Below are 21633 nucleotides of genomic sequence, written 5' to 3' on the forward strand. Positions count from 1 at the left end.
GGGCTGACCGATCCGAGCGTGCAACCGTAGACGTGAATCGACATCAACGCGACTGAGGGGGCCAGAGATCAGCGACCCCCGAAGTGGTGTGCCCGGGGAAGTGCGGCCCCGACATCGAGATCGGCGATCTGCCGGGCCAACGCGACCAGGGTCTCGATCGACGAGACGAGGATGTTCCTGTTCTCCCCCACCCGCTCGTAGCGACCGTGGGCGAGGAGCAACGACTCGTTGCGGACGATCGCACGGTATCGCTCGTAGACGTCTTTCGGGACGATCAGGTTGACCTGGCCGCATTCATCCTCGAGCAACATGAACACGATGCCGTTGGCCGTGGAGGGCCGCTGCCTGGCGATCGCGAGACCTGCATAGGAGACGTTCGAGCGATGGCCCGCACGGTGGAGATCGTCACTTCGAAGCGTTCCGTCCGGAAGATACGGACGCAGGAGCAGGAGCGGGTGCACGCCAACCGAAAGCCCGGTGAGACGGTAATCGGATGCCATGCGCTCCCAACGCGTGAGATCACGAAGCGCCGGGGTCGCCGCCGTCGGGTCGAGCGAGAGCGTGAGTTGCTTCGCCGCACCCTGCGTTCCCGGGACGGAGGTCGGCCGTGTAGCAAGGCCGAGCTCCCAGAGGAGATCACGTCGCTTTGACCCGAAGCCGTCACACGCTCCTCCCTCGACGAGCGCCACCAGGCCGTCCTTCGAGAGCGGCACACGTCGCGCCAGGTCTCCGACGTCCCGGTAGGGCCCGTTCGTGACCCGCTCCCCCACGAGAGCCGAAGCGTCGTCCTTGCTCACCGACTGGACGTACGCGAGACCGATTCGTACCGTCTGCGGAGCCTGTGCCGAGGCAACATACTGCTCGTCGGAGGGCGTGAGCGAGCAGAGAGACTCGCTCAGGTTCACGTCGGGAGAGCACACCTCCACCCCGCGCCGCTGAGCGTCACGAACGAGACTGGCGGGCGGGTAGAAGCCCATTGGCTGGGCGTTCAGCAACGAGCACAGGAACTCGGCCGGATAGTGGTGGCGCAGCCACTGTGACTGATAGGCGAGCAGTCCGAAGGCGGCGGCATGAGACTTCGGGAAGCCGAAGCCCGAGAAGCCGACGAGCTTGTCGTAGACGAGATCCGCGACCTTCTCGGCCACGCCGTTACGAACCGCACCCTCGATGAACCGCACCCGGTGGGATTCGAGCGCCGCCCTACTGCGCTTGCGGCTCATTGCGCGTCGCAATCCCTCGGCCTCGCCGACCGTGAAGCCGGCAAGCGCGATCGCAACATCGAGCACCTGATCCTGAAAGACGACGACGCCGAGCGTCGAGCGGAGCGGCTCTCGCAACGCCTCGTGGTCGACCGGATAAACGAACGACGGATCCTCGCGCAACCGGCGCCGGTTCTCGATGTACGGGTGAACGGCCTTGCCCTGAATCGGACCGGGTCGCACGAGTGCGACCTGCACGGTGAGGTCGTCGATCGTCTCGGGCTTCGTGCGCAGGAGGCTCTGCATCTGGGCGCGGCTCTCGATCTGGAAGGTGCCGACTGTGTCCGCCTTCTGGATCTCGGCGAACACCGCTTTGTCGTCGAGTGGGATGCGCGAGAGGTCGATCGGCGAGCCGTAGGCCTCCGCGATGCTGTCCACACACTCCTCGACGGCGGAGAGCATCCCAAGCCCGAGCAGGTCGATCTTGAGGAAGCCGGCATCGGCGCAGGAGTCCTTGTCCCACTGGCAGAGCTGGCGGCCGGCCATCGCAGCGGGTTGCACCGGGACGAGATCGATCAGCGGCCGCGTCGAGATGACCATACCGCCCGGATGCTGGGAGATGTGTCGCGGCAGACCCGCGATCTCGGTCGTGAGGAACTGGAACGCCCGCCACCGCTTCGAGACGAGCTTACGCTCGGCGTCCGGGAGCCCAGCGACCTCCTCGGCGATACGTGAGGCATCCCAGCCGTCGGTCAGCCGGGCGAGACGCTCGAGCTCTGCCTGCGGCAGGCCGAGGGCCTTGCCCACATCACGGATTGCCCCGCGCGAGCGATAGGTGGCGAAGCTCGCGACGAGAGCGGCATGCTCGTTGCCGTAGCGCTTCGTGACGGCGACGATGAGTTTCTCGCGGATGTCCCGCGGGAAGTCGAGATCGATATCGGGGACCGACGCCAGCTCACGGTTGAGAAAGCGCCCGAGCGAGAGCTCGTTGGCGACTGGATCGACGTGCGAGAGACCTGTCAGGTAACAGACGATCGAACCGACCGAGCTGCCGCGTCCTCGACCGGGCGGCAGGAAGCGACGGGGCGAGCCGCGCCCTCGCACCTGGAGGGCGCATTCCCGCGCCAACTCGAGCACCTCCCAGTGGAGGAGGAAGAAGCCGGCGAGCCCGAGCTCGTCGATGAGCTCGATCTCCTTCTCCAGGCGGATGCGTGCTCGTCGGAGCAGCTTCTGGTCGCTCGGCGGATACCGGTCGACGAACGCGTCGTTGCAGATCTCCGCGAGCTGGCGGATCGCCGGCTCGTCGCCGTCCGAGAAATCCGGGTAGCGATAGCCGAGCTCCTGAGTGAGGTCGAACTGGAGGCGCTCGGCGACCTCGACGGTACGGGAAGCTGCGGCAGGATCGATGCCCGCAAATTGCTCGGCAACCTCTGCGGGATCCCGCAGGAAGCTCTCGCGGTTGCCACGCCGCTCCTGCTCGCAGCCGTCCAGGGACGTGCGACAGCGGATCGCGACGAGCGTGTCCTGGAGCAGCGTTCGCCTGGGTGCGTGGGCGTGGACGTTGCCGGTGGCGATCGTGTCGACACCGAGATGCTCGGCGAGATCACGCAGGGCGGTGTTGCGACGGACGTCGCCGCGCTCGTACGGCCGCTGGAGCTCGACGAGGAAGTTTTTGCGACCGAATGCGCGCTGGAGGCCGGCAGCGGCATTCGGGTGACGCATGGCAAGACCTGCACGGGCGCAACCCGAAAGACAGATGAGGCCCTCGTTGTGCTCCTCGACGAACCTCTGGCCCACGGATGGGGCAAGTGGCTCACGATCCTCACGGCCTTCTCGGCGGGTACCCGCGTGTGCCTCGGTAAGGATGCGGCACAGATTCGCGTAGCCCCGACTCGTCTCGACGAGCAGTGTTATGTGCGAACCGTCGGTGAGCGTCATCTCTGCTCCGGTGATCGGCCGCACGTCGAGGGCTTTTGCAGCATGCGCGAACTCGAGCGAGCCGTAGACACCGTCGTGGTCGGTGAGCGCGAGCGCCGGGTAGCCGAGCTCGGCAGCCCGGGCGGCCAGCTCCTCCGGCAACGAGGCACCGTCGAGGAACGAGTATGACGAGTGGCAGTGGAGCTCGACGTACGTCATGATTTACACATGGACTGGGACATGCTCGTTGCCGAGATCACCGGTCGCCATCCCGAGATTCGCCTGTCGGCGATGTTCGGAATGCCCTGCCTCAAGCGCGACACCGGCAAGGTGCTCGCCGGCTCCTGGAAGGACGGCGGGATCACCGTGAAGCTCACGGATGTGGCGCAGCGCGAGGCGGCGCTCGCCCTCCCGGGCGTCGCGCTGTTCGACCCCGGCATGGGACGGGTGATGAAGGAGTGGGTGCACGTACCGACATCGCAGAGCGAGCGCTGGGTCGGCCTCGTGGAGCAGTCGATCTGAGGGGGAGATGTCGTTGATCTCTCCCGGCCGATAGGCAGCACCCTGGATCCGCTCGAACGCTACGAGGACATCGTCGACGCGATCTGCGCCTGGCACGACGACGCACGCGCCGGGAAGGTGTTCGGGATGCCGTGCGTGAAGCGCGCCGGCAAGGTCGTGTTCGGCCTCTCCCGCACCGGGATGGTGTTCAAGTTGACCGACCCGAATGTGCATGTGCGCGCCCTGGCGCTGCCCGGCGCGCACCTCTTCGATCCGTCGGGTCGCGGCGAGGTGTTCCGGCAGTGGGTGGTCGTGCCTCCCGCCCAGGGCGGCGAGTGGGAGGCGCTTGCCTATGAGGCGCTCGGGCAGGATCACGGTGTGCCACCGGGTTGAGCACCGCACCGAAACGACCAAGCCGTAGCGACGACCGACTGAAGCTGGCCACCGGCGTGAGGAGCATCCCGAGGTGCTATTTGCAGGAACTGAAGGTTCCCAGCTTCAGGATCCGCGCGAAGCGCGGCAGCAAGCATCGGCAGCGGGCATTAGGGGACTGCTGCGATACAGTTTTTCATCGCAGCAAGTCCCCTCATGCACGCTGCGTGAACCAGCAGCCACGCTCTCGGTCGCGGTAGACGCACACGTTCTCACCCGACTCGAGCACGACCTCGTAGTAGCGACGGTCGATCGGCTCCTCCGTCCACCAGCGGTCGACGACGCGCCACTCTTCACGCACGAAGGCGACCTGCTGGCGATTGACGATGCAAGGAGTTCCATCGACGCCGTTCTCGACGAGCGCCGGACGAGGCGTGTTCAGACGCCCCGCAATTGCGCGCGACAACGCATGCGGACGGCTGGCCCAGGAGCCGCCGATGGTACTCACGGGCCTTCTCCACCCGAGGGCGACGCTCCGCGTCGTGAGACGACGCTTCGCATCGCCCCTACAAGCCGGCCGCAGCGCGTCACATGTCGCGGGGTACGACGAGTGCACGCGTTTCCGGAATACGCGACCACGGCGCCACCTCCACGACGGCGCACACCGAGCCGGAGCCGGTGCTTGCCCGCACCTGCCGCAACCCCTCACTCAGCCGTCCGTCCATCTCCTCTCCCTCGGGAGGAACGAGTGCGAGCTGCTGCCCGACATGGTCGGCCAATTCGACCGCCTCCAGCCGCAGCTCCAGTACCGGCCCCGGAATCTCGAGCAGCTTGGGTCCGAGCGCCGCCCGCAATCGACCTCGCTCCGCGGTCGCCTCCCGCAAGGTCGTCGCCCGCCGCCAGGATCCGCCGCCCACGAGCCGGGCCGACACCGCCACCTTGCGCAGGGGCCGCCCCGCCCTCTCCGGCCGTGCGAGCAAACGGTCGAGTAACGCCCCGAATGCCCGGCGTAAGGTCAGCTCGTTCGCAACCGCCTCGGGGAAGGAGAGGGCCTCCGCCAGCTCTGCCGCAGGCGATCGCCCGCGCACACGGGGTTGCGCATCCTGACGCCCCCCGCCTGCGAGACTCCACGCCCGCTTCCCCTCCGGCCCCAACCGCTCCTCGACAGCGCCGCCGGGAAGCGACGCCAGCTCGCCGAGCCGACGCACCCCGAGCCCTTCGAGCTCGGCGTACCGGTTCGACGGAAGCGGCAGGAGTGAGAGGGGGAGTGGCTCCAGGAAGCCCTGCTCCTCCTTCCCCTCGACGATCACTGCCTGTCCGGGACGGGCCACGCTTGCCGCCGCGAGTGCGACGAAACGCCGCGCCCCCACGCCTGCGCGCGGATCCCAGGCAGATCCAGCAGCGGCGAGTGCTTTCGCAAGCGCCGCCTCGACACCGCCGTAGAGCCGCTCGACGCCGTCGGTCTGAAACGTGACGAGGCCCGGCTCGGTAGATTCGACGGCAAAGCCTGCACCCTCGAGCCGACGCAGCACCCCCTCCCACTCCTGCTCGACTGCGGCCGGATCCTGCTCGATCAGCACGAGCTCGGGGCAGGTTGCGAGTGCCTCTCCCATCCGCATGCCCGCCTGCACACCGGCGGCCTCGGCCGCTGCCGTGACAGGGCCGATGAGCGCCTCCTTGCCCGGCTCCGGCGTGAGTGCCGCGGGCAGAAGCGCCAGCCTGGGCCGGGAGCGCAACGCGGCTCGTAACGCAAATCCGGGGATGAGGAGGCAGGCGATCATTGGATCTGTAGTTCTACACGAACAGGTGTTCGTGTGTCAAGATGACCGAAACGGACAAGAGAGAGACGGACGGAATCAGCGAGAACGCCCGTGGTGCTACACGCATTTCCGCGCACCCGACGGAAAGCTGTACGAGCTCGTGGAGGAGCGGTTCGCCTAGCTCTCGTCGAGACGGAAACGCAGCTCGGCGAACGTGCGGAGCTCCGGCCCGTCGTCGACGAGCTTCGCCGAAACAGGCCGAAAGCCGGCCTTCTCCAGCACGCGGCGCGAGCCCGCATTGTGCTCGGCGACGGTCGCGAACAGAGGCCGCTGCCGCTCCTCCTCGAGGAAGAGCCGCAGCGCCACGCTCGCGATCCCTCGTCCCCAGTACGCCTTTCCGAGCCAGTATCCGACCATCCGGTCGTCGGCTCCCGTCCAGCTCAGGGCGTTCCCGACCACGATCGCGTCCGCGACGATCGTCCGCAGGGTCGTGTCTGGCTCGCCCCTGAGCCGCGCCCAGTGTGCTGCGAATGCCTTCTCATCGCGCGTGGCCACAGCAGCCATGCGAGAGCTCTCCTCGTCTGCCTGCCACTCGAAGAAGAACGGCAGATCGTCGTCCTCGACCGCGCGCAGGAGTACCACGGACATTCCGCGCCCTATCGCCGAGGAGCGCGGAAACACTGCGTCACATACGGCAACTCGACGATGCCGGCGATCTCGTGCTCCTCGAAGATCCGCTGGACATGATCGAGAACCGGTGCTCGCTCCTCCGGGCTCAGTACGGCGCAGTAGCTGCGTGACAGGACGAGATCGACGAGCTCTTCGCGATCGAGCCGTTGGGTATGCGGGAACTCGGTGCGCTCCACCTCCTGGAACAGGCCGCTCTGGTTCACGGGCGTGGCCGCATCGCGCTTCACAAAGCCCTCGCTCGCGAGCGCCTCCTTCCTCAACTGCGCGACCCACGGCTCACGCTCGTCGCGGATGTTCCAGACCAGCGCGATCCGTCCACCCGGCCGCAGCACCCGTGCAATCTCGCTCAGTGCCGGGCCATGGTCGAACCAGTGAAACGCCTGCGCCGCAACGACGACGTCAGCGCTCTCATCGGCAAGCGGGATCGCCTCGGCTCCACCCTGCACGACGAGCAGTCCGGGGGCAGCGTCCCGAAGATGCGCGATCATCTCGGGCAAGGGCTCGACAGCGGTTACCCGGTGCCCTAGCGCGACGAGGGAGCGCGTCAGCTTGCCCGTGCCGGCACCGAGGTCGACGACGTCGAGCGGCTCCGCGCCCACGAGCCAGCGCACCGCATCGTCGGGGTAGCCAGGTCGGGAGCGCTCGTACGCATCGGCCACGTCCCCAAATGACGTCGCTCGACTGCGACGCTCTTCTCGACCGAGTGACATCTCGGGAGGCTAGTCGAGGCCGCGCCGGCGCCGAAACGCTTCCGTAGCCGTCCCGTGATCGACGATCGGCCCAGGGTACGACGGCGCGAGCAACCCGGGCTCGGCGATCGCCCGCGAGGGCACGTCAGCGAGCTCGGGCACGTACCGCCTCACGTACTCGCCTTCGGGGTCGAGCTTCTTCAGCTGGGCGGTCGGGTTGTAGATGCGGTTCGGGCGCGTGTCGACGCCCGTGCCGGCGACCCACTGCCAGTTGCCGATGTTCTGCGCCACGTCGCCGTCGAGCAGGAGGTCGAAGAAGTGCCGTGCGCCTTCTCGCCAGTCGATCCCGAGATCCTTGACGAGGAACGACGCAGCAACCATGCGCGCCCGGTTGTGCATCCAGCCTTCCTGGCGCAACTGTCGCATCCCCGCGTCGACGAGCGGGTAGCCCGTCATCCCTTCCTTCCACGCAGAGAGCGCCTCGGGGTCGTCGAGCCAGAGGTCGCCGCGCGGGCGCATGTCCTCGACCTGCGTGCGAGGCTGCGCGAACAGGATCTGCGCGTAGAAGTCCCGCCAGCAGAGCTGACGCACGAACGCCTCGCCGCCGCGCTCGCGGGCACGCACGGCGAGCGCGCGTGCCGAGACGCAGCCGAAGTGCACATAGGGAGAGAGGCGCGACGTGGCGTCGGCCGCGACGGCGTCGTGCCCACCGGAGCCGTAGCCGTCGAGACATGACCGCAACCATGCTCCTGCCCGCTCGACTCCGGCAGTCTCGCCGCCCAGCATCGGCGGGACGAACGCAGGCGCGGGAGCCCGGCCCGCAACCACACCTGTCGGAAGGCGGAGCGCGGTCGGAGTAGCCTCGGGTGCCCCGAACGACACCTGCGACCACGCACGGTGGTACGGGGAGAAGACCTGGTAGTGGTCATTCCCGGTCGGCGTCACCTCACCCGCGGGGACGACGAACGTGCCGTCGACGAGGCGGAGATCGAGCTCGGCAGCGAGTCTTCTCTCCCGCCCGACCGCGTACGGGCTGACATCTGCGCTCGCGAAAACGGTCGTCGCCCCCACCTCACGCGCGGCTCGCACCGTCTCGGCGACGACCTCACCGACCCGTACGTCGAGCGCGGCACCAAGCGATCGCAGCGAGCTGTCGAGATCGGCAAGCGCCTCGAGAAGAAAGGCATTCCGATACGCCGCCGTGCCGTAGCGCGTGCGCCCGATCCCCTCGTCGAGCACGAAGAGGGGCAGAACGGTCTCCGCCTCCGCCACCGCTCTCGCGAGTGCTGGGTTGTCGTGGACACGGAGGTCGCGCGTGAAGAGAACGACCGCTGCGCGCACCGAAACAACGCGCCTAGGCGCGTATCTCCGCCGCGACGCCCTGCATCCCGGTCAGCCGTGGAACGACGTCGAGAACGCTTTCGCGCGCGCAGTACGGGATGTCGGCTTCGAGCTCCGAACCGTGGTTGATCAAGTTGCGGCCGCTGCGCGAGGCCCGGAACGCCTCGAGTGCCGTCGGATACGACGCGGCGAGTCGCGCCGCTGCCTCCGCGGCGTCACTCCGGTCGTCACCCAGCTCGGCGACGATCCGGCCCGCGACGTAGCTGTCGTCGAGCGCGAACGAGCCCTTCACTCCCGCGCAGAAGATCGCGACGTCGTCCCCGTGGTCACGCGCTGCCTCGATCACGGCTGCGAGATTGAGTAGAGATGCGATCACGACGCGCTCGCAGCGCTCGGCCGCCGTGACGATCGCCCGTGTGCCGTTCGTCGTCGACATGGCGAGCGTCGGCGTACGCACCGAGAGGTACTCGCGCGGCGAGTTCCCGAGGTCGAATCCCTCGATCCGCAAGCCGAGGCGCTCGCCTCCGAGCGTCACCCCTCCGAGCCCGGAAAGCGCGCGCGCATCCTCCACCTCCGCCGCACAGAGAACGCGCTCGTACCCGGCTGCGAGGGCCTGGCAAATGGTGGACGTTGCCCGGATGACGTCGATCACGACGCCCGTCGGGGCCGCCGCGAGCTCGTCCGGAGTAAATGCGACATGAACGTGCACGCCGCTACGCTAGCCGTCCATGTCGGACACGCCTCATTGCTACCGCCATCCGGGCCGTGAGACCCTGGTCTCCTGCTCGGATTGCGGCCGCCCGATCTGCGCCGACTGCATGACGTACGCGCCCGTCGGGATCCGCTGCCCCGATCACGCGAACGTGGGTGGCGTCAAGCCGACGCCCGCGCGCACGGTTCAGAGCATGCAGCGCCGGACGCGGTCCATCGCCGCTCCGGCGACGATGGTGTTGATCGCGGTCAACGTCGTCGTCTACGTGATCACCGCTGCGCAGGGTGGCGGGCTGAACGTTCCCGGAGGGCAGCTCTTCGCGGACTGGGCGTTGCAGGGAGCGATCATCTCGACGGGCGAATGGTGGCGGCTCGTGACAGCGATGTTCCTCCACGGCAGCCTGCTCCACCTGGCGTTCAACATGTTCGCGCTCTACTGGCTCGGGAACATCATCGAGGACGCGCTCGGGACGCCGCGATTCATTCTGGTCTACATCGTGTCGGGCCTTGCCGGTTCGGCGGGGGCGCTCTGGTTCAGCTCGGCCTTCGCCGTCACCGTCGGTGCCTCGGGGGCGATCTTCGGCCTCATCGGTGCCCTGCTGATCCTCGAATATCTCGCCACCGGGTCGTTCATGGGGCAGGCGATGATCCTCATCCTCGTCAACTTCGCGTTCACGTTCGCGGTACCCGGGATCTCGAAGGGTGGGCACATCGGTGGCCTGATCGGCGGAATCGTCGCGACGTACGCCCTCATGCGATATCGGCACAGGCCCCAGCAGAAGCTCGGCATCCTCGTCGCAGTCGCAGTCGGCGTTCTCAGCCTCGCGCTCGCCTACATGCGCGTGGAGAGCTACGTCCTGTAAGTCGAGCGTGTCTCGGCGTCAGCCGACCGGGCGCACGACCAGGGCGACCCCGTCGATCCGCACGACCTCGACCGTCATGCCTTCGGCAATCGGCCGCTCGTCCTCCGAGCGGGCACTCCAGTGCTCCGTCCCGACGCGCACCTGTCCGCGTTGACCTGGTCCTTCCTCGACTGCCACGATCACCACGGCGCGCTTTCCGAGCACGATGTCCGCATTGGAAGCGACAAGCGGCGTATTGCGCATCATCCGACGCAACGGCTTCCGGGTCAGGAGGAGCGTCGCGACGGAGACGACTGCAAACACGGCGAACTGAACGCCGATGCTCGCACCGAGCAAGGCTGCGACGCCCGCTAGCAGACCGCCCAGTGCCGGGTAGAGCGCGACGAACGCGAGAGTCGCGACCTCCAGCCCGATGAGCACGAGAGCGACGACCAGCCAGATGACGGCAGCGGTCATCGACTAGACGTTTCCGGCTGCCGGCCCCTGCGACGCGGCTGCTTCCTTGCCCGTCTGGAACCCCCCGCCGAGTGCGGCGACGGCACCCATGCTTGCCATCGCATCCGACGGGATCAGCATCAGCTTCATCGCCTGTCCGTCGGCCACGAGCGGCAAGTTCTGGATGTACTGGTACGTCAGGAGGTCTGGAGTCGGGTCGCCCTCGTGGATTGCCTTGAAGACCTGGAGCGTCGCTGTCGCCTCGCCTTCGGCGTTGAGGATGGCCGCCTCCTTTGCGGCTTCGGCCGTGAGAATGGTCGCCTGCCGGGCACCCTCTGCCGTGAGGATCGCCGCCTGCTTCTCACCCTCGGCCGTCGTGATCTGCGCCTGCTTCACTCCCTCGGCGTTGATGATCACAGCACGCCGCTCGCGTTCAGCGCGCATTTGCTTCTCCATTGCCTCCTGAATCGACGACGGCGGGTCGATCGACTTCAACTCGATCCGGTTCACACGCAGTCCCCAGCGCTCGGTCGCCTCGTCGAGGACGATGCGGAGATCGGCGTTGATCTTGTCGCGCGAGGTGAGCGCCTCCTCGAGCGAGAGCGATCCGATCACGTTACGGAGCGTCGTCACTGTGAGTTGCTCGATCGCGAAGAGGAGGTTCGCGACCTGGTACGTCGCACGAAACGCGTCGGTCACGGTGAAGTAGAACACGGTGTCGATCGAGATCGTCACGTTGTCCTGCGTGATCACGGGCTGCGGCGGGAACGCGACGACCTGCTCACGCATGTCGACGAGCGGCCGTAGGCGGTCGAAGAACGGGATGAGGAAATGGAGTCCCGGGTCGAGCGTGCGCGAGTAGCGGCCCAGGCGCTCCACGAGGCCCGTGCTTGCCTGCGGCACGATCCTGACCGTGCGCGCGAGCGCAATCAGCACAATAAGGCCGAGGCCAATCCCGACCACGAGGGTGGCTGCAGTCGCAACGCTCATGCAACAGAGGCTAGGGCGTCTGGCGGATGGAGCGAGGCGAGTCAGCCGCCGATGACGAGTGCGGTGACGCCGGCGTCGACAAGAGCGGCCTGCGCGGCGGCAAGACGGGCGAGCGGCACACGGTACGGAGAGCAGCTGACGTAGTCGAGCCCGAGACGATGGCAGAAGGCGACCGAACGTGGCTCGCCGCCGTGCTCCCCGCAGATACCCATCTTGAGGTCGGGCTTGACGCCCCGCCCACGCTCGACGGCGATCCGCATCAGATCGCCGACACCGTCCTGGTCGAGGACCTCGAACGGATTGTGCTCGAGGATGCCGTGCTCGAGGTAATACGTGAGGAACTTTCCCTCCGCGTCGTCGCGAGAGAATCCGAGAGCGGTCTGCGTGAGGTCGTTCGTGCCGAAGGAGCAGAAGTCGGCGACCTCGGCGATCTCGCCGGCCCGGATGCACGCTCGGGGAAGCTCGATCATCGTGCCGCAGAGATACGCAACAGAGGGCTCTTCGGCCGCCACGCGCTCGGTCAGCTCGCGGAGCCGCGCGAGCTCCTCGCGGAAGCCGACCAGGGGGTGCATGATCTCGACGAGTGGCGCTTCGCCCGCTCGGGCCTCGACGGCCGCGGCCGCTCGCACGATCGCGCGCACCTGCATCTCGTAGATCTCGGGGAACTGGAGACCGAGGCGACACCCTCGCGTCCCGAGCATCGGGTTCGCCTCGTGCAGCTCGAAGATGCGCTGCCGCATCGCGTCGCTCGTAGCCTCCCCCGGTGCCGGCAGGAACTCGTGGAGCGGTGGGTCGAGGAGGCGAATCGTGACCGGATAGCCTGCCATCGCCTCGAAGATCCCTTCGAAATCGGATTGCTGCACCGGCAGGAGCCGATCGAGCGCCGCCCGCCGTTCGACCTCCGTCGACGCCATGATCATCTCCTGCACAATCGGTAGGCGATCGGGAGCCATGAACATGTGCTCGGTGCGACAGAGCCCGATCCCCGTCGCCCCGAACTCGCGTGCCTTCGCCGCGTCCTCGGGCGTATCGGCATTGGCGCGCACGCGAAGGCGGCTGAACTCGTCCGCCCAGCTGAGGATCGTGCCGAAGTTCTCGTCGATCGCAGGCGCGACGAGACGAACAGGCCCGACGATCACGCGGCCCGTGCCCCCGTCGATGGTGATCACGTCGCCAACGTTGAGTGTCCGGTCGCCGAGCGTCACGGTGCCCGCGCGCTCGTCGATCGCAAGGCCCTCACATGCGGTCACGCACGGCTTGCCCATCCCGCGCGCCACGACCGCGGCGTGAGACGTCAGGCCACCGTGCGCCGTGAGCACCCCGCGCGCCTCGATCAGCCCGTGGATGTCGTCGGGCGAGGTCTCCCAGAGCACGAGGATCACGTCGTCGCCCGCCTTCCCGCGTTCGGCAGCCGAGTCGGCGTCGAGGACGATCTGCCCGGACGCCGCGCCGGGCGAAGCGTTCAGGCCTTTCGCTGCCACCTCGACCTCGACCGTCGGGTCGAGCATCGGGTGCAGCAGCTGCTCGAGCTGACTGATGTCGGTTCGCGCCACTGCCTCTCCCCGTGAGATCAGCCCCTCCTCCGCCATCTCGACTGCGATCCGCAGCGCGGCGGTGGCCGTACGCTTGCCGGTTCGGGTCTGCAGAAGGTAGAGCTTGCCTTCCTCGACCGTGAACTCGATGTCCTGCATATCGCGGTAGTGCGCCTCGAGGAGCTCGAACGCAGCGGTCAGCTGGACGTAGGCCTCGGGGAGTCGCTCGTGCATCGCGGAGATCGGCTCCGGGGTGCGGGTGCCGGCGACGACGTCCTCACCCTGCGCGTTGACGAGGAACTCGCCGTAGTATGTCGCCTCGCCCGTCGCGGGATTCCGCGTAAAGCAGACACCGGTGCCGGAGCCCTCTCCCTTGTTGCCGAACACCATCTGCACGACGTTCACCGCCGTCCCGATGTCGTCGGGAATGCCGTAGAGGCCGCGATAGACGTTCGCGCGAGGTGCGTCCCACGAGTCGAACACGGCACGGTATGCCCGACGCAACTGCTCGCGTGGATCTTGCGGGAAGCCTTCGCCGACCTCCTCCTCGTAGATGCGCTGGAAGGTGCCGATCAGCTCGCGCAGGTCATCCGCACCCAGATCGAGGTCTCCGGTAACGCCGCGGGCCGTTTTGAGGTCGGCGATCGCGCTCTCGAAGCGATGACCCGCGACACCGTCGACGACCTCCCCGTACATCTGGATCAGACGACGATACGAGTCGTACGCGAATCGGGGGTTCCCGGTCGTCCGGGCCTGGCCTTCGACGGCGATGTCGTTCAGCCCGAGATTGAGGATCGTGTCCATCATCCCCGGCATCGACACTGCTGCGCCGGAGCGGACCGAGACGAGTAGCGGATCCGCCGGGTCGCCAAACTTCTTCCCAGCCCGTTGCTCGAGGCCTGCGATGGACTCGCCAACCTGCTCGTCGAGCCCCTCGGGAACGACCTTGCCACCGGACATATATGCGCGGCACGCATCCGTGGTGATCGTGAACCCGGCCGGGACCGGCACTCCGAGCGCGGTCATCTCGGCGAGCCCGATCCCCTTCCCGCCCAGTAGCTCGCGACCCCCCGGGGCGTCTTCGGCGTAGTCGTAGACGTAGCGCACGCCGCGATCCTCGCACAAGCTGGCCCATCCGCGAAGGGCGAGCCGTCACGAACCACTCGACGAAAACCCCGAACACCGATCTGCGACAATCGGTGTGTGGCAGGACACGTCGTTGCGATGGGTGGTGGAGGCTTTCTGACCGGCGACATCCGGTCGCCCCTCGACGATTTGCTTCTCTCGCTCTCACCGCGTCCCCGGCCGCGCGTGATCTTCCTCGCGACGGCCGCCGGTGACTCCGAGCGCGCGATCGACGCGTTTCACCAAGCGTTCGCGCACCGTGCGTGCGACGCCGAGGCGGTGAGACTCTTCGGGATCCCGGACCACCCTGCCGAGCGCGTCTCGTCCGCGGACGTGGTCGTCGTCGCGGGTGGGAACACCGCGAACATGCTCGCATTGTGGCGCCTCCACGGCATCGACGCAGCGGTGCGGACAGCCTGGGAAGGCGGAGCCGCACTGGGCGGTGTGTCGGCGGGCGCGAACTGCTGGTTCGAAGCATGCGTCACCGACTCGTTCTCGCTCGAGCTCGACGGGCTCGACGACGGCCTGGGGCTGCTTGCGGGCAGCTACTGCCCGCACTTCGACGGCGAGGAGCGGCGGCGCCCCGTCTACACGAGGCTCGTCTCGGAGGGATTCCCCGAGGGGATCGCGTGCGACGACGGCGCTGCAGCCGTGTACGACGGCACGGACCTTCGCGAGATCGTGGCGGACCGCCCGCAGGCACTCGGGTATCGAGTCGCCGCGCAGGGCGTCGAGTCTCTCGGCGCTCGCCTGCTCAGGTGAGGAAGGTCGCGGTCATCTCGTCGGCCAGCGGGAACGGGAAGACGACCGTCGGTCGCATGCTCGCCAGCAGGCTCGAGGTGCCGTTCGTCGAGCTCGACGCGCTCGTCCACGGTTCGAACTGGAACGAGACGCCGAACGATGACCTCCGTCTCGCACTCGAACCGACGCTCTCGGGAGACGGTTGGGTCATCGACGGGAACTACAGCTCGAAGCTCGGAGACGTCGTCCTCCGCGAGGCCGATACGGTCGTCTGGCTCGACCTTCCGGTTCATGTGTGGTTGCCCCGGCTGCTGCTACGGACACTGCGACGGATCGCTCTGCGTGAGGAACTCTGGAACGGCAATCGCGAATCCCTGAAGGGTGCCCTCTGGGGACGTGATGCTTTGATCCCGTTCGCACTCCGAATGCACCGCGTTCGCCGGACCACCTATCCCGAACGCCTGGCACCGTTCCCGACCGTGCGCCTCCGCACGCAGCCCGAGGTCGACGCCTTCGTCAGCGGCGTCGCGCCCTGAACTCCGCCATCCACGCGGCAACACGAAGCCCGATCCACACCGGAGTCAGGATGACGAAGAACAGCATCAACGCGACGGCCAAGCCGAAGCTCCAGAGTGCCCAGTAGCGGAGCGGCACCCAGGCCTTCTCCTCGATCGAACGGCCCTCCGACCGCCACACGCTGCGATTGCTCACGCCGGTTTCGGCTTGTGTTTGCGCTCACGCTGGCGGTCGGCGACGAGCTTGATGACGCGCATGGCAGTTTCCTCGACACTGAGATCCGAGACGTCGAGGACAGGACAGGCGAGACGCCGATGAATCGCGGTCGCCTCGTCGAGCTCCTCGTAGACGTCGAGGAGGCCGGCATAGCGCTTCTTCGGACCACCCATCGCCGCGACCCGGTTGGAGCGAATCTCCGAAAGCCGCTGCGCCTCGATCGTCAACCCGACGATCTTGGCGGGGTCGATCTCGAACAACGCGGGCGGCGGCTTGATCCCCTTCACGATCGGCACGTTGGCCGCCTTATGGCCGAGGTAGCCCAGATAGATCGAGAGTGGCGTCTTGGACGTGCGCGAGACCCCGACGAGCACCACATCGGCCTCGTCGAGGCCGCTGCCGACGCCGTCGTCGTACTTGACCGCGAACTCGATCGCCTCGATCCGCTTGAAGTACGTCTGGTCGAGCGGCGGCCTGGCCCCGGGCGTCATTCGCGCCGCAACGCCGGAGACGCGCGCGATCGAGTCGATCGGATGGCCAAGCAGGTCGCAGTAGTGGACGCGAGCTCGTCGGCAGAGCTGTCGCATCGCCTCTCGCAAGCCGGGCTCGACGAGCGTGTAGACCATCACGGCCGGCCGGCCGCGAGCCGTCGCCACAGCGAGCTGTAGATCGTCGACCGATTCGACACGTGGATGTCTGACCTCGTTGAAGACCTGCTCGGGGAACTGCGCCTCGAGCGCGAGGACGAGACGTGCCGCGGTCTCGCCCGTCGAGTCCGAGACGATGTGCAGCTCGACCGGGGTCGGTTCTTCCGTCGCCACGCGCAGGAGGGTATCCGGTGTGGCTGCCCGCCGGGATACGATCGCCAGCGTGACCGGAGCGAAGCTTCCCGTTTCCCTCGCCGACGTCGAGGCCGCTGCGGAACGACTCGAAGGCGTCGCCGTTCGAACGCCGCTCCTGCGACTGCCTCTCGACGACGACGTCTACATCAAGCCCGAGAGCCTGCAGCGCACCGGCTCGTTCAAGTTTCGGGGTGCCTACAACGCGCTCGCCTCGATGCCGTTCCGCTCGATCGAGCGTGGCGTCGTCGCAGACTCGAGCGGCAACCACGCGCAGGGCGTTGCCGCCGCCGCGGCGCTCCACGGTGTGCCTGCGACGATCGTGATGCCGGAGAACGCCGCTCCCGTCAAGGTGCTGCGAACAGCGGCCTGGGGTGCGGAGATCGTCCGCTGCGGCAACTCGACCGACGAGCGGAAGCGCGTGGCAGCGGCGATCCGCGACACTCGCGGGCTCGAGTACATCCCACCGTTCGACGACGCGCGCATCATCGCGGGGCAAGGTACCGTCGGGCTCGAGATCGCTCAGGCGCTCCCACAGGTGACCACCGTCGTCGTCTGTATCGGCGGCGGCGGTCTCGTCTCCGGCGTCGCGACCTCGGTGAAAGCGCTCTGTCCGAACGCCCGCATCGTCGGTGTCGAGCCGGAGCTCGCGGCCGATGCGCAGCAGTCGCTTCGGGAAGGCCGGATCGTGAGCTGGCCTGCGGCGAAGGTGACGCGCACGATCTGCGACGGAGTACGTACGCAGGAGGTCGGAGTGCTGAACTTCGCGACCATTTCCGTCCTTGTCGACCAGATCGTCACCGTGTCGGAGGACGCAGTGCTGGATGCGATGCGGTGGCTTGCCCTCGAGGCGAAGGTGCTCGTCGAGCCCACCGGTGCACTGACGCTCGCCGCGCTGCAGAGCCAGGCGATCGCGGTCGATGGGCCAACCGTGCTCGTGATCTCCGGAGGCAACGTCGATCCGGTGTTTGCCGCCGCGGTGATCGCAGGCCCGTGAGCACTGCTCCGGGGCCCCGACCCTGACGGACGTCAGCGGCGCGTTGCGATCGAAAGGGCGCGGCCGCCGGTGAGCGCGAGGAGATCCCTCGGCGCCAGCTCGATCTCGAGCCCACGCCTGCCGGCACTGACATGGATCGTCTCGAGCGCGAGGGCTGATTCGTCGAGCACGGTAGGAAGTAGCTTCCGCTGGCCGAGCGGGCTGATTCCCCCGGTGACGTAGCCGGTTGTGCGTTCGGCGAGCTTCGCGTCGGCCAGCGAGACGCGCTTACCGAGCGCCTTCAGGTCGAGCTGCGCCTCCACGGGGACGATCGCGACGGTGAGCGTGCCGTCGACATCGGCAACGAGCGTCTTGAAGACGCGTGCCGGATCCAGCCCGAGCTTCTCGGCCGCTTCCGCGCCGTACGACGCGGCCTTCGGGTCATGAAGGTACTCGTGCACCACGAACGGTATCCCGGCCCGCTCCGCCGCGACGATGGCCGGCGTACCCTTCCCCGCCACGGCGCGCCTAGCGGAGGGCGTCGAGCGCCGTGCGCACAAACACCGCAATCCCGTCGCGCAGCGCAGCCTCGTCGATATCGAACCGCGGGTGGTGGTGTGGGAACGTCGTCTCGAGCTCCTCGTTCCCCGCACCAACCCAGAAGAACGCCGCCGGGGCGACCTCGCCGTAGGCCGAGAAATCCTCGCCGCCCATCACGGGGGGAAACTCGACAAGAGCGCTCTCGCCGAGCTCGATGATCGCTGCCTGACGGACGGCGGCCGAGGCACCGTGATCGTTGACAACCGGGTCGTACCCGACCTCGAAGGAGAATTCGTAGGTCGCTCGATGTGCCGAGGTGATGCCGGCAATGACGCGCTCCATCGCGTCGCGCACTTCGCCTCGACGGGACGCCGAGAGCGTCCGCACGGTTCCGCCGAGTCGCACGGATCCGGGAATGACGTTGCGGGCGATTCCGGCCGCGAGCGTCGTCACCGAGATGACGACTGAGTCGAACGGATCCGTCTCCCGTGCGACAATCTGCTGGAGGTTGGTGACCACCTGTGCTGCGATTACCACCGGGTCGACGGTCTCGTGCGGGTTCGCTCCATGGCCGCCACGCCCGATGATGTCGAGCGTGAACAGATCGGCTGCCGCCATCACCGGCCCAGCGACCGACGAGACCTTTCCCGTCTCGAGGCCGGAGAGAAGGTGGACGCCGGCTATCAGGCTGGCGCCTTCGATCGCCCCCGAGTCGACGACGCCGCGAGCTCCACCCGGCGGCAGCTCCTCGGCGTGCTGGAAGACGAATCGGACATCGCCGGCCAATTCGTCACGGCGCTCGCACAGGAGTTGCGCGGCGCCAAGGAGCATCGCCGTGTGGCCGTCATGCCCGCAAGCGTGCATCACACCGGGGCGGGTCGAGACGTACGGGAGGTCGTTCTCCTCCGTGATCGGCAGCGCATCCATGTCGGCGCGGAGGACGACGACTCTGCCCGGGCGTGCGCCCTCGAGCCGCGCGACGACGGCTGTCCCGGCGGGGCGCGAGATCTCGAAATCGCCGAACGAGCGCAGGGTGTGCTCGACGAAGGCCGACGTCTCGTGCTCCTCGAACGATAGCTCTGGATTGGCGTGCAGGTGCCTGCGCCAGGCGATGGCGCGGGCCTCGAGATCGTCCGAGACGAGGCGCGGAGTCGATGTCGTCGTCGTCATCCGAGAGGCAAGCTACCGGGAACATCGGCCGTCGCGCGTGGGTAGGCTCGGAACATGGCCGACGCCGTCACGATGGACAAGATCGTCTCGCTCTGCAAGCGGCGCGGGTTCGTCTTCCCGTCGTCCGAGATCTACGGCGGCCTCGGCTCGTCGTACGACTACGGGCACTACGGCGTGCTGCTGAAGGACAACATCAAGCAGCGCTGGATGTCCTCGATGGTGCAGGAACGGGACGACATCGTCGCCCTCGACTCCTCGATCATCCTCCATCCGGAGGTGTGGAAGGCCTCGGGTCACGTCGGTGGCTTCTCCGATCCACTCGTCGACTGCAAGTTCTGCAAGAAGCGCTATCGCGCCGACCATCTCGAGGACTCGCAATGCGGGCAGCGGCCGAGCAAGAAGCCGGGCGAGACGTCCGACTGCGACCTCACCGGGGCGCGCCAGTTCAACCTCATGTTCGAGACGCGTGTCGGCGCGCTGGAGGAGACAGGCGTTCCGGTCTACCTTCGGCCCGAGACCGCCCAGGGCATCTTCATCAACTTCAAGAACGTCGCGGCGATCGCTCGCCGGAAGCCGCCGTTCGGGATCGCCCAGGTCGGCAAGTCGTTCCGCAACGAGATCACGCCCGGGAACTTCATCTTCCGCACCCTCGAGTTCGAGCAGATGGAGATGGAGTTCTTCGTGCCGCCGTCCGAGGCCGACGAGTGGTACCGCTACTGGGTCGACGAGCGCTACGCCTGGCATCGTCGTTACGGCATCCGCGAGAGCCATCTGCGGATTCGCCCGCACGACGCCGACGAGCTGTCGCATTACTCGAGCGGTACGAGCGATCTCGAGTACCTCTTTCCGATCGGGTGGTCGGAACTAGAGGGGATCGCGAATCGGGGCGACTTCGACCTCTCGGCGCACACCGCCGCATCGGGGACGAAGCTCGAGTGGGTCGAGCAGGACGGCAGCCGCTACACGCCGCACGTGATCGAACCCGCCCTCGGCGTAAACCGCTCGATGCTCGCGTTCCTCGTCGACGCCTACGACGAGGAGATCGTGGCCGAGCGCGAGCGCACCGTGCTCCGTCTCCACCCGCAGCTTGCACCTGTGAAGGCCGCCGTGCTGCCGCTGATCGGCAAGAGCGAGGACATGTCGGGCCGCGCACGGAAGCTCTACGAGGAGCTGCGCCAGGTGATCTCGGTCGAGTATGACGATGGCGGTCAGATCGGCCGTCGGTATCGGCGCCACGACGAGATCGGAACGCCGTATGCGCTCACGATCGACGACCAGACGCTCGAGGACGACACGGTCACGATCCGCGAGAGGGACTCGCTCGCGCAGGAACGAATCTCGATCGCACGCGCCCGGGAGCACGTGCTCGATCGCCTCGTGGCGCCATGGAGCTCGCCGAAGGTCGACAGCCCGTAAGGAGCCGAGTCACGCCGGTCAGCGAGTCGGCCAGCGCTCCATCGCGCGCCCATCTGGAATCGCGAAGCCGACCTTTGCGTACAGGCGGTGCATGTCGCGCGTGTGCAGAAGCCACTTGGTCTGCGCCAGCGCGCCCTCATCCACCGTGAACCGGACGAGCTCGACCCCGAGGCGTCGACCGCGGAACTCCTCGCGGACATACACGTCGGCAAGGTACGAGACGGTGTGGCCGTCAGAGACGACGCGCGCGAAGCCCACCTGCCCGCCGTCAGGGGTGTAGAGGCCGACAACGCGGGCAGCTGTCGCAATGAGCTCGTCGATCAGCTCTCGGCTCCGGCCGGCGGCCCAGTACGAGGTCGAGAGGAACGCGTGTACGGCCGCCCCGTCGATGCGGCGCCGATCGTCATCGAGCACGAATCCGCAGTCGAGGTGGCGCTCCATGGGCCTATCCTGCCGGCCGGCTGCCACATCCGCTCCGGTACCGTCGTGAGCGTGGGAAGGGTCGGGATCATGCTCTGCGTGGCGCTGCCGCTTGCTGCGGCGGACCTGCTCGTGAAGGCGAGCATTCCGACCGAGCCGTGGGCCTATCACGAGCGCTCGCTCGGATGGCTCGCACTGTCCCTCGGATTGTTCGCCGCGCTGATCGCGATCTCCCGGATCCCATCGGCACTCGTCGCGCCGGCTGCCGGTCTTCTCGCCGCAGGACTTCTCGGAAACAGCTCCTCCGCGGCCTGGAACAGCATGGAGGTTCCAAACCCGCTCATCGCCGGTGTCGATCGTGGCCTGATCGCTTTCAATCCAGCCGATGTCTTCGTGCTCGCCGGCATCCTCGCACTCACGATCGTGATCGGGATCTGGCTGATCCGCAACCGCGAGCTGATCCCGCCTCGAGACGAGTGCGGTCGAGCCGTGGCCGGGCATTCCGACGCCTCTTCGCGCAGAGGGACGGTGTTCGACGAGAGGTAGAATACTGGACACTTTCTCGACACACGCCGCCCAGTGCGGTACAATAGGGGGATGACCCTGCCGACGGAGTCGTTGTTCGTTCCCGCTCTCGCGTCGCTCGAAGGGCTCGTCCCCCACGAGGGGCTGCT

General features: G+C 67.4%; 23 protein-coding genes. 8 read left to right on the forward strand and 15 right to left on the reverse strand.

The features are described from left to right. Positions 1–68 precede the first annotated feature (68 nt). The gene (locus tag ABIR74_RS09380) at positions 69–3335 is read right to left on the reverse strand and encodes an error-prone DNA polymerase (RefSeq protein ID WP_348177377.1); all 3267 of its coding nucleotides are present in this window, start codon (positions 3333–3335) and stop codon (positions 69–71) included. 9 nt (positions 3336–3344) lie between these two features. Here ABIR74_RS09380 and ABIR74_RS09385 point away from each other — a divergent pair, with 9 nt between their 5' ends. After that, complete coding sequence (locus tag ABIR74_RS09385; RefSeq protein ID WP_348177379.1) at positions 3345–3638, forward strand: hypothetical protein; 294 nt, start codon at positions 3345–3347, stop codon at positions 3636–3638. Between the two features lie 126 nt (positions 3639–3764). Next, positions 3765–4010 (forward strand): hypothetical protein, encoded by a 246-nt coding sequence (locus ABIR74_RS09390; RefSeq protein WP_348177381.1) that lies wholly within the window; start codon positions 3765–3767, stop codon positions 4008–4010. Positions 4011–4203: 193 nt separating this feature from the next. On the opposite strand, the gene ABIR74_RS09395 is transcribed toward ABIR74_RS09390, so the two are convergent. The 6 genes from ABIR74_RS09395 to ABIR74_RS09420 form a co-directional block, all read right to left on the reverse strand. After that, entirely contained in the window at positions 4204–4497 is a 294-nt protein-coding gene (locus ABIR74_RS09395; protein WP_348177383.1) for a hypothetical protein, read from the reverse strand. Positions 4498–4576: 79 nt separating this feature from the next. Next, positions 4577–5770 (reverse strand): hypothetical protein, encoded by a 1194-nt coding sequence (locus tag ABIR74_RS09400; protein WP_348177385.1) that lies wholly within the window; start codon positions 5768–5770, stop codon positions 4577–4579. Positions 5771–5926: 156 nt separating this feature from the next. Next, positions 5927–6397 (reverse strand): GNAT family N-acetyltransferase, encoded by a 471-nt coding sequence (locus ABIR74_RS09405; RefSeq protein WP_348177387.1) that lies wholly within the window; start codon positions 6395–6397, stop codon positions 5927–5929. A gap of 8 nt (positions 6398–6405) precedes the next feature. Beyond that, positions 6406–7149 (reverse strand): methyltransferase domain-containing protein, encoded by a 744-nt coding sequence (locus tag ABIR74_RS09410; protein WP_348177389.1) that lies wholly within the window; start codon positions 7147–7149, stop codon positions 6406–6408. A gap of 9 nt (positions 7150–7158) precedes the next feature. Then, the gene (locus ABIR74_RS09415; protein WP_348177391.1) at positions 7159–8469 is read right to left on the reverse strand and encodes a deoxyribodipyrimidine photo-lyase; all 1311 of its coding nucleotides are present in this window, start codon (positions 8467–8469) and stop codon (positions 7159–7161) included. Positions 8470–8482: 13 nt separating this feature from the next. Continuing rightward, a complete protein-coding gene (locus ABIR74_RS09420) occupies positions 8483–9178 on the reverse strand; it encodes a 2-phosphosulfolactate phosphatase (protein WP_348177393.1) in 696 nt (231 codons plus the stop codon). Positions 9179–9197: 19 nt separating this feature from the next. Here ABIR74_RS09420 and ABIR74_RS09425 point away from each other — a divergent pair, with 19 nt between their 5' ends. Next, the gene (locus ABIR74_RS09425; protein ID WP_348177395.1) at positions 9198–10043 is read left to right on the forward strand and encodes a rhomboid family intramembrane serine protease; all 846 of its coding nucleotides are present in this window, start codon (positions 9198–9200) and stop codon (positions 10041–10043) included. 18 nt (positions 10044–10061) lie between these two features. Here the strand turns inward: ABIR74_RS09425 and ABIR74_RS09430 are convergent, their stop codons facing one another. From ABIR74_RS09430 to ppdK, 3 genes are read right to left on the reverse strand one after another with little or no spacing between them, the layout of a single operon-like run. Continuing rightward, positions 10062–10499 (reverse strand): NfeD family protein, encoded by a 438-nt coding sequence (locus ABIR74_RS09430; RefSeq protein ID WP_348177397.1) that lies wholly within the window; start codon positions 10497–10499, stop codon positions 10062–10064. A 3-nt stretch (positions 10500–10502) separates the two neighbouring features. Continuing rightward, positions 10503–11468 (reverse strand): SPFH domain-containing protein, encoded by a 966-nt coding sequence (locus ABIR74_RS09435; protein WP_348177399.1) that lies wholly within the window; start codon positions 11466–11468, stop codon positions 10503–10505. 41 nt (positions 11469–11509) lie between these two features. After that, entirely contained in the window at positions 11510–14107 is a 2598-nt protein-coding gene (gene ppdK, locus ABIR74_RS09440) for a pyruvate, phosphate dikinase (RefSeq protein WP_348177401.1), read from the reverse strand. A gap of 96 nt (positions 14108–14203) precedes the next feature. Here ppdK and ABIR74_RS09445 point away from each other — a divergent pair, with 96 nt between their 5' ends. Then, entirely contained in the window at positions 14204–14887 is a 684-nt protein-coding gene (locus ABIR74_RS09445; RefSeq protein WP_348177403.1) for a Type 1 glutamine amidotransferase-like domain-containing protein, read from the forward strand. After that, positions 14884–15402, forward strand: coding sequence for a shikimate kinase (locus tag ABIR74_RS09450; protein ID WP_348177405.1), 519 nt, complete (start codon positions 14884–14886; stop codon positions 15400–15402). Before ABIR74_RS09445 ends, ABIR74_RS09450 begins: the two co-directional genes overlap by 4 nt. Here ABIR74_RS09450 and ABIR74_RS09455 read toward each other — a convergent pair. Both ABIR74_RS09455 and ABIR74_RS09460 read right to left on the reverse strand, forming a co-directional pair. Then, positions 15383–15577: a hypothetical protein gene (locus ABIR74_RS09455; protein WP_348177407.1), complete on the reverse strand. Its 195-nt coding sequence runs from the start codon at positions 15575–15577 to the stop codon at positions 15383–15385. The two genes, ABIR74_RS09450 and ABIR74_RS09455, sit on opposite strands and share 20 nt — an antisense overlap. Further along, the gene (locus ABIR74_RS09460; protein ID WP_348177409.1) at positions 15574–16419 is read right to left on the reverse strand and encodes a pyruvate, water dikinase regulatory protein; all 846 of its coding nucleotides are present in this window, start codon (positions 16417–16419) and stop codon (positions 15574–15576) included. The genes ABIR74_RS09455 and ABIR74_RS09460 overlap by 4 nt, the downstream gene beginning before the upstream one ends. 49 nt (positions 16420–16468) lie before the next feature. On the opposite strand from ABIR74_RS09460, the gene ABIR74_RS09465 reads away from it, so the two are divergent. Beyond that, positions 16469–17434: a threonine/serine dehydratase gene (locus ABIR74_RS09465; protein ID WP_348177411.1), complete on the forward strand. Its 966-nt coding sequence runs from the start codon at positions 16469–16471 to the stop codon at positions 17432–17434. A gap of 32 nt (positions 17435–17466) precedes the next feature. On the opposite strand, the gene ybaK is transcribed toward ABIR74_RS09465, so the two are convergent. Further along, positions 17467–17934, reverse strand: a complete 468-nt coding sequence (gene ybaK / locus ABIR74_RS09470; RefSeq protein WP_348177413.1) for a Cys-tRNA(Pro) deacylase — start codon at positions 17932–17934, stop codon at positions 17467–17469. Positions 17935–17941: 7 nt separating this feature from the next. Further along, a complete protein-coding gene (locus ABIR74_RS09475) occupies positions 17942–19123 on the reverse strand; it encodes an amidohydrolase (protein ID WP_348177415.1) in 1182 nt (393 codons plus the stop codon). Positions 19124–19177: 54 nt separating this feature from the next. Here ABIR74_RS09475 and ABIR74_RS09480 point away from each other — a divergent pair, with 54 nt between their 5' ends. Further along, positions 19178–20539 (forward strand): glycine--tRNA ligase, encoded by a 1362-nt coding sequence (locus tag ABIR74_RS09480; RefSeq protein WP_348177417.1) that lies wholly within the window; start codon positions 19178–19180, stop codon positions 20537–20539. A gap of 18 nt (positions 20540–20557) precedes the next feature. Here ABIR74_RS09480 and ABIR74_RS09485 read toward each other — a convergent pair whose 3' ends face one another. After that, positions 20558–20980 carry a GNAT family N-acetyltransferase gene (locus tag ABIR74_RS09485; RefSeq protein ID WP_348177419.1) on the reverse strand — a complete coding sequence of 141 codons (423 nt, stop codon included), beginning with the start codon at positions 20978–20980 and terminating at the stop codon, positions 20558–20560. Positions 20981–21025: 45 nt separating this feature from the next. On the opposite strand from ABIR74_RS09485, the gene ABIR74_RS09490 reads away from it, so the two are divergent. Then, positions 21026–21505 (forward strand): hypothetical protein, encoded by a 480-nt coding sequence (locus tag ABIR74_RS09490; RefSeq protein ID WP_348177421.1) that lies wholly within the window; start codon positions 21026–21028, stop codon positions 21503–21505. Positions 21506–21633: the final 128 nt, after the last annotated feature.

It is taken from the genome of Gaiella sp. (genome assembly GCF_039915195.1).
Classification (GTDB): Bacteria; Actinomycetota; Thermoleophilia; order Gaiellales; family Gaiellaceae; genus Gaiella.

Coding starts and splice junctions, on each gene's coding strand:
- ABIR74_RS09430 (WP_348177397.1), bottom strand. CDS start 10,499: ATGACCGCTGCCGTCATCTGGCTGGTCGTCGCTCTCGTGCTCATCGGG.
- ABIR74_RS09385 (WP_348177379.1), top strand. CDS start 3,345: ATGGACTGGGACATGCTCGTTGCCGAGATCACCGGTCGCCATCCCGAG.
- ABIR74_RS09405 (WP_348177387.1), bottom strand. CDS start 6,397: ATGTCCGTGGTACTCCTGCGCGCGGTCGAGGACGACGATCTGCCGTTC.
- ABIR74_RS09390 (WP_348177381.1), top strand. CDS start 3,765: ATGCCGTGCGTGAAGCGCGCCGGCAAGGTCGTGTTCGGCCTCTCCCGC.
- ABIR74_RS09485 (WP_348177419.1), bottom strand. CDS start 20,980: ATGGAGCGCCACCTCGACTGCGGATTCGTGCTCGATGACGATCGGCGC.
- ABIR74_RS09425 (WP_348177395.1), top strand. CDS start 9,198: ATGTCGGACACGCCTCATTGCTACCGCCATCCGGGCCGTGAGACCCTG.
- ABIR74_RS09480 (WP_348177417.1), top strand. CDS start 19,178: ATGGCCGACGCCGTCACGATGGACAAGATCGTCTCGCTCTGCAAGCGG.
- ABIR74_RS09475 (WP_348177415.1), bottom strand. CDS start 19,123: ATGACGACGACGACATCGACTCCGCGCCTCGTCTCGGACGATCTCGAG.
- ABIR74_RS09435 (WP_348177399.1), bottom strand. CDS start 11,468: ATGAGCGTTGCGACTGCAGCCACCCTCGTGGTCGGGATTGGCCTCGGC.
- ABIR74_RS09380 (WP_348177377.1), bottom strand. CDS start 3,335: ATGACGTACGTCGAGCTCCACTGCCACTCGTCATACTCGTTCCTCGAC.
- ABIR74_RS09400 (WP_348177385.1), bottom strand. CDS start 5,770: ATGATCGCCTGCCTCCTCATCCCCGGATTTGCGTTACGAGCCGCGTTG.
- ABIR74_RS09410 (WP_348177389.1), bottom strand. CDS start 7,149: ATGTCACTCGGTCGAGAAGAGCGTCGCAGTCGAGCGACGTCATTTGGG.